This is a genomic window from Varibaculum timonense (assembly GCF_027694345.1).
In the GTDB taxonomy this organism is placed as follows: domain Bacteria; phylum Actinomycetota; class Actinomycetes; order Actinomycetales; family Actinomycetaceae; genus Varibaculum; species Varibaculum timonense_A.
Genome location: NZ_JAQEVU010000005.1, coordinates 57,381 through 70,623, shown reverse-complemented (window position 1 = coordinate 70,623; position 13,243 = coordinate 57,381). Strand labels below are relative to the sequence as shown.

General features: G+C 48.2%; 11 protein-coding genes. 7 read left to right on the top strand and 4 right to left on the bottom strand.

Annotation, left to right across the window (positions count from 1 at the left end; genetic code table 11):
- Positions 1-88 precede the first annotated feature (88 nt).
- From PG728_RS05350 to PG728_RS05335, 4 genes are all read left to right on the top strand, one after another.
- Entirely contained in the window at positions 89-793 is a 705-nt protein-coding gene (locus PG728_RS05350; RefSeq protein ID WP_072510645.1) for a response regulator transcription factor, read from the top strand.
- The gene (locus PG728_RS05345) at positions 793-2,412 is read left to right on the top strand and encodes a sensor histidine kinase (protein WP_270626203.1); all 1,620 of its coding nucleotides are present in this window, start codon (positions 793-795) and stop codon (positions 2,410-2,412) included. The genes PG728_RS05350 and PG728_RS05345 overlap by 1 nt, the downstream gene beginning before the upstream one ends.
- Before the next feature lie 139 nt (positions 2,413-2,551).
- Positions 2,552-3,682, top strand: a complete 1,131-nt coding sequence (locus tag PG728_RS05340; protein WP_270626202.1) for an HD domain-containing protein — start codon at positions 2,552-2,554, stop codon at positions 3,680-3,682.
- Positions 3,683-3,902: 220 nt separating this feature from the next.
- On the top strand, positions 3,903-4,193 hold the full coding sequence (locus tag PG728_RS05335; RefSeq protein ID WP_072510642.1) for a WXG100 family type VII secretion target: 291 nt from the start codon (positions 3,903-3,905) through the stop codon (positions 4,191-4,193).
- Between the two features lie 183 nt (positions 4,194-4,376).
- Here PG728_RS05335 and groL read toward each other — a convergent pair whose 3' ends face one another.
- Together groL and PG728_RS05325 are read right to left on the bottom strand one after the other, a co-directional pair.
- The gene (groL, locus tag PG728_RS05330; RefSeq protein WP_072510641.1) at positions 4,377-6,008 is read right to left on the bottom strand and encodes a chaperonin GroEL; all 1,632 of its coding nucleotides are present in this window, start codon (positions 6,006-6,008) and stop codon (positions 4,377-4,379) included.
- Between the two features lie 284 nt (positions 6,009-6,292).
- Positions 6,293-6,895: a LytR C-terminal domain-containing protein gene (locus PG728_RS05325; RefSeq protein ID WP_270626201.1), complete on the bottom strand. Its 603-nt coding sequence runs from the start codon at positions 6,893-6,895 to the stop codon at positions 6,293-6,295.
- Between the two features lie 105 nt (positions 6,896-7,000).
- Between PG728_RS05325 and PG728_RS05320 the strand changes: the two genes are divergently transcribed.
- From PG728_RS05320 to PG728_RS05310, 3 genes are read left to right on the top strand one after another with little or no spacing between them, the layout of a single operon-like run.
- A complete protein-coding gene (locus PG728_RS05320) occupies positions 7,001-7,663 on the top strand; it encodes a uracil-DNA glycosylase (RefSeq protein WP_270626200.1) in 663 nt (220 codons plus the stop codon).
- Between the two features lie 51 nt (positions 7,664-7,714).
- The gene (locus PG728_RS05315; RefSeq protein ID WP_270626198.1) at positions 7,715-9,028 is read left to right on the top strand and encodes an LCP family protein; all 1,314 of its coding nucleotides are present in this window, start codon (positions 7,715-7,717) and stop codon (positions 9,026-9,028) included.
- A 36-nt stretch (positions 9,029-9,064) separates the two neighbouring features.
- Positions 9,065-10,453: an LCP family protein gene (locus tag PG728_RS05310; protein ID WP_270626197.1), complete on the top strand. Its 1,389-nt coding sequence runs from the start codon at positions 9,065-9,067 to the stop codon at positions 10,451-10,453.
- 2 nt (positions 10,454-10,455) lie between these two features.
- On the opposite strand, the gene PG728_RS05305 is transcribed toward PG728_RS05310, so the two are convergent.
- Together PG728_RS05305 and PG728_RS05300 are read right to left on the bottom strand one after the other, a co-directional pair.
- Positions 10,456-11,388 carry an ArsR/SmtB family transcription factor gene (locus PG728_RS05305; protein ID WP_072510637.1) on the bottom strand — a complete coding sequence of 311 codons (933 nt, stop codon included), beginning with the start codon at positions 11,386-11,388 and terminating at the stop codon, positions 10,456-10,458.
- Positions 11,389-11,437: 49 nt separating this feature from the next.
- On the bottom strand, positions 11,438-13,243 hold the full coding sequence (locus tag PG728_RS05300; protein ID WP_072510636.1) for a glycoside hydrolase family 2 protein: 1,806 nt from the start codon (positions 13,241-13,243) through the stop codon (positions 11,438-11,440).

Genomic DNA, 13,243 nt, shown 5'->3' with positions numbered 1-13,243 from the left:
AATAACACTCAGATTCACTAAAATACCGTCCATACAGTTGCCAGATTCCATTCAGCTAACATCCAGTTTTTTCAGGGATTATTACTCCATGACTGCTAAAGATACCGCTCGTTTGCTAGTTGTTGATGACGAACCTAATATTCGCGACCTACTAGCTTCTTCCTTGCGCTATACCGGATTTGAAGTATTCACTGCCGCTGATGGCTCTGAAGCTATAAAGCAAGCAGAATCTACCGACCCGGATTTGATTGTTCTAGATGTAATGTTGCCCGATGTAGATGGCTTCACCGTCACCCGCCGCCTGCGCGAAAATGGCTTCACCACCCCCATTCTTTTCCTGACCGCGAAAGACGATATGAGCGATAAAGTTCAGGGTCTGACCGTAGGCGGGGATGATTATGTAACCAAACCTTTCGGACTAGAGGAAGTAGTCGCCCGGATTAACGCTATTTTGCGACGCACCCGGGGAGTCGCCAGCGAAGATGCGGTTATTAGAGTGGCTGACATTGCCTTAGACGAGGACGCACATGAGGTTCGCCGAGCAGATCAGGTTATTGACCTGTCCCCTACCGAGTTCAAGCTGCTGCGCTATCTGATGATTAACGAGGGACGGGTGGTTTCAAAGACTCAAATCCTTGACCATGTTTGGGAATACGATTGGAATGGCGAGGCCGCCATTGTAGAATCCTATATTTCCTATCTGCGCCGCAAACTGGATGTGCCCGGATCTTGCGGGGACATTATCACTACCCGCCGGGGTATCGGGTATATGATTCGCGCCGGAAAGCACTAATGAATCTCCCGCAGCGTCTAAAAATCAGCCAGAGATACCGCGAACGCAAACGGAAGACCGAAACCGTTCACAAAGAGGCGACTTCAAAAGGCACTTATTGGCAACGCATTCCGCTCACCTGGCGTTTAGTGCTAGTTATTATGGCGCTACTGGCTGGAGGACTGGGCGGAACCGGGGCGGCAATGTTGGGAATATTGCACTCGCATTTAACCGCGCAAATCGATTCTAATCTGAAATCTACTGCCTCCCGGATAAAAACCAACGATTTGGTGGATTTATTAGGAAACGGCAGTTTTCAAGCTAATCAACCTACAAACTATTTCGTTAGGGTTAATTACAAAGGTGAAGTAGCGGAAGCTACCTCCGCTATTACCGGTCAAGACAAAGAGCGTCCTGACCGTAAAGCCCTAGAAGCAATAGAGAAATCACGCAGTATTGAATGGGAAAAACCCTTTACCATAGCCGGCGAGGGTTCCTCTTCCTGGCGAGCGATTATGCTCCCTATGCATGGTGCTTCCGATTTGAAGATAGCGGGAACGCTAATTGTAGCTCTACCTTTGCAAACCGTAACCCAAACTGTTACCGCTACCGGGATTAACGTGCTGGGAACTTCGGTAATCATTATTTTAGTTGGGGGGGTTCTAGCCTACGTACTGGTACAAGTTTCGTTGCGTCCTCTGCGCCAAATGGAGGAAGTTGCCGGAAAAATCGCCTCTGGTGACCTGCATGAACGTATAGATTTGTCGCAAGTACACGCCGGAGAAGTCTTGTCGCTAGCTTCAGCGCTGAACTTCATGCTGTCGAGGATAGAAGAAACTATTGTCACCCAGCAGCGAAACGAGAAGAAAATTCGTCAGTTCGTGTCTGACGCTTCCCATGAGCTCCGCACCCCGCTAGCTGCTTTACGTGGCTACGGAGAGCTTTACAAAATGGGTGGGGTTCCCCCTGAACGGGTTGATGAAGTGATGGGGAGGATTTCTTCGGAAGCCACCAGAATGGGGGTGCTAGTTGAAGATTTACTAAAACTGGCACGTCTAGATGAGGGAAGAAAAATAAAGATGGAGGCAGTGGATTTATATCAGATAGCTGCCGCCGGAGCCTTGGATTTATCAGCCCTATCCCCCAATCGGGCTATCCGTTTACAACACCTAGATGGCGAACCTTTGCTGTTAGACGAGGGTAAAACGGCGTTGGTGTTAGCTGACCCAAATCAGCTAACCCAGGTAATGACCAATCTGATTGGCAATATCGACCGTTACACTTCACCCGAGGTGCCGGTAGAGATTTTAGCGGGAATCAACCAAGGTGAAGCCGTCTTGGAGATCCGCGATCACGGCGAGGGCGTACCCAGCGACGAACTAGAAGAAATCTTTGGACGCTTTTACCGTCGTGATGGGTCGCGTTCTAGAGAAACCGGAGGAACCGGACTGGGGCTATCGATTGTTTCCGCCATCGCGGCTGTGCATGGCGGTGAAGCTAAGGCAGTAGAAACTCCTGGCGGAGGGCTAACCATCAGGGTTTCTTTCCCCGCTATCGCCCCTAAAGGACAGGGAAGGCCGGAACTAAGCCAAAAATCAGGAAAGGTTTTCAAGAAAACATCCGGAAAGAAATCGGAGTAAAAGTTTGCAGAAATATAAACCGCTAACTCTCACCCATTTTTGCAGTTAGCAACCGGGTTCTGTAGAGCGCATTTTTTCTCTTGTAATTTTCGCCGTAGGATAACCACTGCAACATTAAAACATCGGGGGTACGAAGGTTATGCCAGGTGCACCATCTTGGCTACAGACGGGATTCGTCAAAGCTATGCGCGAACTGGGGATTACCGATGACGATTTACTGCGTAAAGAAGCAGATAATCTCCTTGAAATGTGGCAATCATCCGGGCGACAGTTTCACACCAAGTCTCACCTGATTCGTTTATTAACCAGTTTGGATCACTTTACCAACACTTCACAGCAACCAGCACTTTTAACCGTTGCAGCCTGGTATCACGGGGTAATTACCCAGTCGCAAACCCAGCTAAAGAACACCACTGACTACGAGAACTATCCTGCTTCTGCCGATTATGCGGTGCGCCGCCTAGAGCAACTGGGCTTGCCAAAAGAGTTAGCGATTCGGGTTGGAGAACTGATTTTAATGCTTGAGGGGATAACCCCTCCGGTAGATGATTTAGATGCCTGCGTTTTTGTGGACGCCGCTATTTCTTACTTCGGGGCTTCTCCTCAGGATTATCGAGGCTATTGCCAGTTAATGAGAGCAGAGATGGAAACGATGGAGCCTTTGCGCTATGCCCGTTTGCGTCGCTCTTTCGTTTCTAAGTTGCTTGCGCGAGAATCAATTTTTCATTCCCCTTTAGGCAGCGGCAATGAGCATGCAGCTAGACAGAACTTAGAGGGCGAGTATGCGAAGTTATCAGCGCTTATTCCGGGAACACCGGCTGGGAAAGATAAACCGGTTGCTAAACCCAAATCTAAGGAAAAAACGCGGGCAGCTGATACTTCAGAGACGGTGGTAATTAAGGCGGCTGCAAGCCGAACGACGGTTCGCCGCTCGATTTTATCTAAGGATGCGAGACCAGTTTCACCGACTAACCTCGCGCCGAAAATATCGGCTACTGAAAGAAAGTCACTTGAAGGGCGAGCTTTGCAGCTACAAGAGGCAAGCGCTAACAGTGATGGCGAAAATGTTCTTTCCTCGATGGAAAATGTGGCAGATCAGTTTTCCACTATCACAATGCGTAAAACAGAGATAAAAAATAGTGATTACCGGCGCGCGGAAACTGTGGAAGAAGTTGAAGAGGAGGAGAATCCAACTATTTCCACTGATGAAGAGGCAGAAGAAACAATGTATTCTTCAGCGGACGACGAGGATTCACTGACCGAATTCTAGGAGCTGCCTTTCTGTTCTCCCAGGATTGGGGATAAACAGGTATTTTATTTTCCGATTGCTACTCCTATGAACTTCCGCAAACCCCGTTACTAGCTTGTCCCCAGGAACAGATAATGATGCGATTTCCTAAAATTATTATCGCGCAGGTGTTTTTCGGTCTAGTCAGGGTCTAGATTGAGGGCGACAGCCAATCAATCAGCTATTTTAAGGAGAAACCAAGATGGCACAGTTCAATGTAGATTCTGGGCAAGTATCGGCAGCCGGCGCTCAGGCAGCCGCAATTGCGGGACAACTGCGCACCGATGCCGCCGCCATGATGGCTCAGGTACAGTCCCTGCAAGGATCTTGGACCGGACTAGCCGCCAGTTCTTTTGCCGACTGTGCGGCGCGTTGGCGCGCCGCACAGGCTCAGATGGAATCAGCATTAGATTCTATCGGGCAAGCACTTCAAGCAGCATCCGCCAGCTATGAAGATGCTGAAAGTGGCGCAGCCGCTATGTTTGCCGGTTAAGACCTAACCGCGGGTTGATTGAGGTATTAACCTGAAAATGGAGCCGGAAATGGGCATTAGCCCTATTTTCTCGTATGCACCCCAAAATGGATAGAAAAGGTGGGGGCGAACCATTTGGTTCGCCCCCACCTTTTAGCATCAGGTTAGTTTTGCAACCAAGTCGCAAAACCGCCAGAGTATGGTTTAGTACATTCCACCCATACCCGCGGCAGCGGCATCGTCACCACCAGGTGCAGCCGGAGGCTCCGGCTTGTCAGCTACTACCGCTTCGGTGGTCAAGAACATACCGGCAATCGAAGCTGCATTCTGCAAAGCGGAACGAGTAACCTTAACCGGGTCAGCAATATTGCTCTTGAGTAGATCTTCATACTCGCCAGTAGCGGCATTTAGACCCTCGCCAGCTGGCAGGTTCTTAACCTTTTCTGCCACAACTGAGCCTTCCAAACCAGCATTCTCTGCGATTTGACGCATCGGAGAAGAAAGCGCAACCCGAACGATGGAAGCGCCAGTTTCTTCGTCGCCCTCTAGCTTTAAGCTGTCCAAAGCTTTCAGACCGGACTGCAGCAGAGCAACCCCGCCACCAGCTACGATACCTTCTTCAACCGCGGCTTTAGCGTTGCGAACTGCGTCCTCGATCCGGTGCTTACGCTCTTTCATCTCAACTTCAGTGGCGGCACCGGACTTGATAACCGCTACTCCGCCGGCCAGTTTAGCCAAGCGTTCTTGCAGTTTCTCGCGATCGTAATCAGACTCGGTGTTCTCGATTTCTTGGCGAATCTGCTTTACGCGAGCCTCGATATCTTCGCTAGCGCCTGCGCCCTCAACAATAGTGGTTTCATCCTTGGTAACAACCACTTTGCGAGCCTTGCCCAGCATATCTAGCTCGGCGTTTTCCAGGGTTAGTCCCACGGTCTCGGAGATTACCTGACCGCCAGTCAAAATCGCCATATCCTGCAACATGGCCTTGCGACGATCGCCGAAGCCCGGAGCCTTAACCGCAGCAGCCTTGAAAGTACCGCGAATCTTATTCAAAACTAGAGTGGTCAGAGCTTCCCCGTCCACGTCCTCCGCAATAATCAGCAGCGGTTTGCCGGTAGCCATTACCTTTTCCAGCAGCGGCAACAGGTCCTTAATCTGGGAAACTTTCGATTCCACCAGCAGGATGTAGGGATCTTCCAGAACAGCTTCCTGACGATCCGCATCGGTTACAAAGTAACCAGAGATGTAGCCCTTATCGAAACGCATACCCTCGGTGACTTCCAGGTGAGTACCGAATGAGTTGGAATCCTCAACAGTGATAACACCTTCATTGCCTACCTTTTCCATGGCATCAGCAATCAAAGCCCCGATTTCAGGGTCATTAGCCGATATAGAAGCGGTAGCTGCAATCTCGTCACGAGTTTCAACTTCCTTGGCATCGGCGTGTAGTTGATCGACAACCGCCTCAACAGATTTGTCAATGCCACGCTTAAGAGCAATCGGATTCGCCCCCGCAACCACGTTACGCAGACCCTCGCGCACTAGCGCCTGAGCCAATACAGTAGCGGTAGTAGTACCGTCACCAGCTACATCATCGGTCTTCTTAGCGACCTCTTTAACCAGTTCGGCGCCAATCTTTTCGTAAGGATCTTCCAAATCGATTTCTTTAGCTACCGAAACCCCGTCTTTGGTAATCGTGGGTGCTCCCCACTTCTTTTCCAAGACTACGTTACGACCACGCGGTCCCAGCGTTACTTTCACCGTGTCAGCCAGGGTGTTTAGCCCCCGCTCCATTCCCCGGCGAGCTTCCTCATCAAAAGCAATAATCTTGCTCATATGCTTCTATTCCCTCCATCGCGACGCTATTGCGCCACGCGGTTAGATCTTTCGCCCAGCCTTGATGCCCGCGACGGACGAGGACGAGGCTCCGATCCTGTCTCGAAGTCTCGCCCCCTCACCAAGAGCTTGGTTTTATCACTCTCTAGGTTCGAGTGCTAAATATGATTCTGGCACTCTCCTAGGTCAAGTGCAAACTTTAGACACGAAACGGCGCAAAATATCCTGAGAGAGAAAACAGACAGCCTAAGGCAACAGCGACCGCAAAGATAAGGAATATCCCGTTAGTCAATCAAATAGATAGCAATATCGGAATCTCCGATTTGGTAGCCACCTTCTTTAGCATTTTTAACTATAGAAATCCCCGCAAGTTGTGCAGCTTCCTGCGCGGCAGCTTTATATTCGTCACCGTTATAAAGCACCGTAGAACCATCTAAACCGCGAGCCTTAGAATTGGTAGCCACCGGATTGGTAAAACCGCCAGATTGCAGCTTATCAGCGATTTCCTTTGCCCATCCGGAACGTTTGGAAGCGTTAAGTACCCGCACTCGCACTTTTTCTTTATTAGCCGCAGGAGCTGGGGACTGCGAATCATCAGAAGAACCCGGAGAAGCAGTATCCTCAGGCTTGGCGATTTTCGTAGGAGCAGTAGTGGGAGTAGACACAGTTGCACTAGGAGCAGGAGAAGTTGTGGTGGTACTATCACTGATTTTGCCAGTGGTTTTCAAAAGCGCTACCCCACCCCAAGCCAGCGCCGGTCCGAGAACTAACACGATTAAAATCGGCAAAAGGGCATGCCAACGTCTTACAGGACGTCGATGTGCACCCGATGGACCTATCTCGCTCATGGCATCAAATTCGTCTGGCGGAAACTCTTGTTTGCTCACATGCCTAACCTTAGCTGCATCATCACAATCGCCTCGCACCTGCCACGCCGATAAAGTAGATTTGTCCCTCATGGTTTATGTGCGTACACAGGGTAAAGTAGCAGCATGAGTAGCAACCTGGAAAACATTATGCACCCCTCCTGGGCCTCAGCCATGCAGCCAGCAGCCCCTAAAATTACCGAAATGGGTCAAATGCTGCGCAAAGGAGGCAACAATTATCTACCGGCTGGCGCGGATATTTTCCGCGCATTCACTTACCCGCTAGACCAGGTAAAAGTGCTAATCGTAGGGCAAGATCCGTACCCCACTCCTGGAAATGCGATGGGACTTTCGTTTTCGGTAAAACCAGGAGTACCCATTCCTAAATCATTAAATAACATCTTTCGGGAACTGCACGATGATTTAGGATGCGCCTATCCAACATCGGGAGATTTGCGCCCTTGGGCTGAGCGAGGAGTAATGCTGCTAAACAGGGTGCTGACGGTGATTCCTAATCAGGCTGGTTCCCACCAGGGACGCGGCTGGGAAGAGGTAACCGACCAGGCACTTTCGGCTCTGATAAAACGCAATCGTCCTCTGGTAGCCATCCTTTGGGGCAAACAGGCACAATCCTTAGCTCCCGCTCTTGGCGACACCCCCACCATTCAGTCCCCACATCCTTCGCCTCTATCCGCCTCCCGTGGATTCTTTGGTTCTCGACCATTTTCGCGCACCAATTCTTTGCTACAGCAAATGGGAGCTTGCCCTATTGACTGGCAACTTCCCTAACTCCTTATCCAAATCGTTACAATTCGCTGCGAACAAGATAGAGTAGCTCACGTGAGTTCGCACAAGAAGAATCCCGCGGTTTACTGCGGACGTATAGGGCACGCAATTAATCCCCCACGCCCCAGCAAGCTAAAGCGCTTTCTATCGGTGGCGGTTGTACTAGCAGTTTCCTTTGCCGTTACAGCCGCAACTCTCATCTATAGCGACCTCTCCAATCGAACATCTACGATAACCGTCGCTAAAGTCCTTAATCGAAACCCTCCGGATTCTTATAGCGGAAAACCTATTAACCTGCTGGTGATTGGCTCAGATACTAGAGATGGGAAGGAAAACAAAGAACTCGGAGGCGGCAACGACCCCACCGAACGTTCTGACACCACCATGCTTATGCATATTTCAGCTGACAGGTCGCGAGTAGAAGTAGTATCAATCCCCAGAGATCTGCTGGTTAATATCCCTCGATGCAAACTCGCAGACAATTCGCTATCCAAACCTCGAAAAGCTCAATTTAACTGGGCTTATTCCATAGGTTTTCAGGGCGGGAATCGCGCTACCGCAGTGGCTTGCACCTGGAAAACTGTTGAACAATTAACCGGTTTAAAAGTTGATGAATCCATCTTGGTAGACTTCAGCGGCTTCGCTTCCATGATTAACGCGCTTGGAGGGATAAACATCTATATCCCCACCGAGATTAAAGACCCCAACACTGGTTTAGATTTAAAACCTGGATGCAAGCATTTCGATGGAAAACAAGCATTGGAATATGCCAGGGTAAGGCATGGCGTTAAAGGTTCAGATGGTTCTGATTTACATCGAATCCAGCGTCAGCAGCAACTTATGGGAATAATGGCGCGCACGGCTTTGAACAAAAACATTCTCACTTCTTTAAATCAACTTTATGGTTTTCTAGGTAGTGGTTTAGCTTCCCTAACCGTATCGGAAGGCTTATCTTCAACTACCGAGTTGGGGGGATTAGGATGGTCGTTGCAGTCTATTAAGCCAGATAATTTGCGCTTCGTTACCCTACCAACCTATCCTGCTCCTTCAGACCCAAACCGAGTGGTAGTTAAAGAAAACGAAACCCGCCCTATTTGGGAGGCCTTTAAGAAAGACACCTCGCTGCCATCTGGTATCCAAGTTCGCGATGGGAATAACAAGGTCTACACTATTTCAGCAAATGAGACAGCTCCATCTAGCAAAGAACCTTCGAGTACGGCTACCGAATCGGCTTCCACTACTCCTAGCAAAAATCCTAGAAGCTCTAAATCTAGTTCAAGCGGTAAACAGGACAGTAAATCACCTAACATCGGTATTACTCCCGAAGAGTTAGCGCAACTACAACGAAAATGTGAAGCCGGAAATTAATAATTAAATCTGGATACCGATTAGGGAGAGAATACCTTGAGTCAGAATAATCCCCCACAGTCTTTTCCCCCGCCTAAAAGGTCACGCCGCCTCACGCAGCCAGATTCTCCGCCCTCCTATTCCCCGCAACAACGCCGGCCCCGTCCAGGGGTAGCTGGCAATCCCGCTGCCTTAGCGAAAAATGAAACCGGGCAAGATGACCGTTCTTTTCCTCCCTCTTTCAAACCTGTCTCGCGTCCCGCTATTTCTAAGCGTCTTAGAAATTCTGATTCCCAAAATGCTGCGCCCGCGTTCCCACCAGCGACAAAATTACCTACCCAAAATGCTTCGACCTCACGTTTTGCGGGTAGAAACACTCCGGTTCCCACCCGTATAATGAGCCAAAATAGCTTGTCGGAGGTCCCACAAAACCGCTCGGTTCCGGAAAAACGCGGTCAGTTAGAACCGATTCCCAGCCCGAAAAGACGCAAAACCAGGAGCTCTAGAATCGGAGCTAAAAGAATTATCGCAACAGTCGCCGTGTTGCTCCTAGTTTTCGTTATTACCTGGCCTTTTTACCTTTGCTACCTAGTGGATTCCCAGTTAAACCGGGTAGACGCCCTCTCGAATCGTTCTAGTGGCGAGGGCGAAACCTGGTTAATAGCCGGGTCTGATAAACGTTCAAACGGGGCTGATGGCGGCGTTAGTGATGCAACGAAAGGCGCACGTACTGATTCCATTATGCTGGTGCGCAAGGTGAACTCTACCGCCGAGGTAGTGTCTCTCCCCCGCGACAGCGCAGTTACTATTCCGGGACACGGTCTAAATAAATTGAATGCCTCCTACGCTTTTGGTGGTCCAAAATTGCTGGTAAGGACGGTGGAAGAGCTGAGCGGAGTAAAAATTGACCACTATCTTGAGGTCACTATGGGAGCGGTTACTCAGCTGGTAGATGCTGTGGGCGGCGTAGAGCTATGCCTTGATTATGACGTTGATGATCATGATTCTGGTCTAAAGTGGAAAAGCGGTTGCCATCAAGCAGATGGCGCTACCTCACTTGCGTTTTCCCGGATGCGACATCAAGACCCCAAGGGCGATATTGGCAGGGCAGAACGGCAACGGCAAGTGCTTTCTAAACTGTCAAGTTCTCTCGTTACTACTTCTACTTTTGTCAATCCCTTTAAGCAGCGAGACCTGGCTAATGTGGGTGCTCAGAACCTGACTACCGATAATGATTCCGGTTTGTGGGCATTGGGGAAGCTAATGCTCACGTATCGCAGTGCAACAAGTAATAACTTGACCGGAGCTCCCCCGATTTCCAAATTGGCCTATTACAAGGGAGGACATGGGGCGATGGTACAGCTCGACCCCAATAAATCCCCATCTTTTTGGAAATCCTTCCAACAGGGTACTTTACAGCCTAATCAATATCACCAGTTCAAATAGCGCTATTGGTTTTTTGCATCTTTAGGTTTCGAATAATACAAGGTAGTTACGATATCCTGAGCGTGATTGCCGAAATGCTTACCAAAAATAGTTACTCCCCCTTGGTTAGGAGAGCTAGGTTTACTAGCTATTTTTATAGATAAAAACGGGGATGAGTGTAAACGCAAATCGTTTAGAGTGCAGGCAGATATTTTCTTACCATTTACTGAGCTGTCTTCGTAATTGATTCTTAGATGGATTAGGGTTCCGTATTGGCTTAAGTTTGATTTCCACCAAGAGGGTGTCAATACCCCGCGGACGTCGGAGAAATTACCAGGCGCGGTCCATGTTCCCACTTCTACATCGTTGATTATAAACAAGATGTCACTTTTCCACTCATTATTAGAGCCAGGGTATTCGCTACATATCTCGATTGAAATATCAAGCATTTCCGGCCGGTGACTTGGCTCTAAAGGGTTTTGTAGACGGTACAATACAAACCCAGATGAAAACCAAAGCAGTTCAGCTCTTATTCGCTCGTTATAGGTGAAGCTACGAGGATCATCAATCACTCCTATGACATCATTTCGACTGGCTAGACCACAGGTTGGTTCAACTTGGAAATCTGAATAGTACCCAACTGGAGTCTTCTGGGTAACCCGTTCGAACGGTAGATATATTTTTGAAGGAAAAACTATTTCAGCGGAATCCACAGTCAAGTAAACTAGCTTTCGTCGCCGATCCCTATTGTTCGTATCATCTTTTACTTGAACCAATCCTGCTTGCCGTAATTGGCTTAGATGTCTAGATAGAGTTGTTTTACTAAGATGCAGACTTTTCGCTAACTCACTGGCAGTTGCCGGCTCCTGAGATAACTTTTTCAGGATGCTCAAGCGTGAATCAGAAGCTAGAGCCCGGTAGACCACCAGAGATTCATCGTCCAAACGAAGTTCCATATCCGACGCTCTCCAGGCTCTATGCGACTGATTATTAACTCTAGAGATTTTAACTGTACAGCTTGTTATTTGCGTTAATCTCGCGTAGTTTCTCCAAATCAAATTTGGGCTTACGGTCATAGGTTAGTAACCCATTTACTTCTTGCTCGACATCTGTTAGCTGGGTGTAGCAAAATCCCTGAACATCCTTGGAGGAATAAAGAGCCGAGATAAGTCTACGATAAGCCGATAGGAAATCTGAGTCGGAAGATACATTGAGGTAACTCCAATCCGAAGCCTGATCAGTGGCAAATCCGATACCACCACATTCCGTGATAAGAATGGGCTCCCCTTTGTAGTCGAATCCATTAGCATACACTGGACGTCCACTGATTAACTGTGAAACCAGCGTTTCTTTCGATTCTAGATTCTCGCGAAAATCCGTAAATTCGGAATCGACTACGCTTCTACCAAATCGATAATTGTGAATTGCGCAGATATCAGTGATGGTCTGATCCCATCCATCATTAGAACTAACTAAACGAGTGTTGTCGAGCGAGTGTAAAAAATGGTACAAACTCTGAGCCCAATGCTGCTGACTCTCGTCAGCATGAATATTCGGCACTCCCCAGCTTTCATTTAACGGAACCCACGCAACGATACACGGATGATTGCGGTCTCGCAGGTACGTTTCTTTCCAAGAATCAAGGATAGCAATTTGTGATTGTGTGGTAAACAGGGGGGTAGAAGAGCATTCTTCCCATACCAGATACCCCAGCTTGTCCGCCCAATAAAGAAACCGAGGATCTTCTAGTTTTTGATGTTTGCGACATCCGTTAAATCCCATCTGTTTGGCGAGAGTAATATCCTGTCGATAGTCTGCGTCGCTAGGCGCAGTCAGTAAACTCTTAGGCCAATATCCCTGGTCAAGGATAAGTTTTTGATAGTAAGGTTTATTGTTCAAATATATGATTCCATTTTCAGAATGAATTTTACGCATTCCAAAATAGCTTTTTATAAAATCTCGTTCACGTTGTGAATCAGAATCTATCAGGGTTAGTTCGACCGAAAACAGATTAGGATATTCCGGACTCCAAATGTACTCCTCAGGACCGTGGAATCCTGTCTTGAAAATATCAGACTGCACAATATCAACGGTTATCTTTAGCCTATTTTCGATACACCTGGTGCGAGTTTCTGTCACCAATAGGTCGCGGTAATAGATTCTTAAATCTATCCAGTTATTTTTATTCTGGTTTTTTAACCCAATAGAAAGCTCGACAGAGCCCTTATCCACATCAGGTTTCATCCCTAGGGATTCGATATGTTGATGTTCTACCACTTCCATCCATACCGTTTGCCAAATCCCACTGCTGCGGGTGTACCAAATTCCCTTAGAACAGGACTCCCAAAACTGCTTTCCCCTTGGTATCTCCTGATTTTCCAGCGGATCATAGACTCGTAGACAGAGACTTTGAGAGGTCTCTTCCTTAAGGAACGGAGTGATATTGACTGAAAATGGGGTTTCACCTCCAGTATGTTCCTTAACTAGTTGTCCGTTAAGAAACACCTTTGCTTGATAGTCAACTGCTCCAAAATGAAGAATCAAATTCTCTTGCGGAGATAACTCGGGAAGCTCAAATTCCCGTTTATACCAGATAATGTCATGTCGATCTTGACAGTTAATACCGCTTAGTTCACTCTCATACACAAAAGGTACATTTATTTTCCTATCAAAAGGCTGGTTTGAAAGATACCAGCGTTGCTGCAATCCTTTATCTTCGTCATCAAAGCAGAAGTTCCAAACACCATTTAGGTTTATCCAGTTTTCTCTTTCAAATTGCGGACGAGGGTATTCATTGCGTAAGTAGTTCAA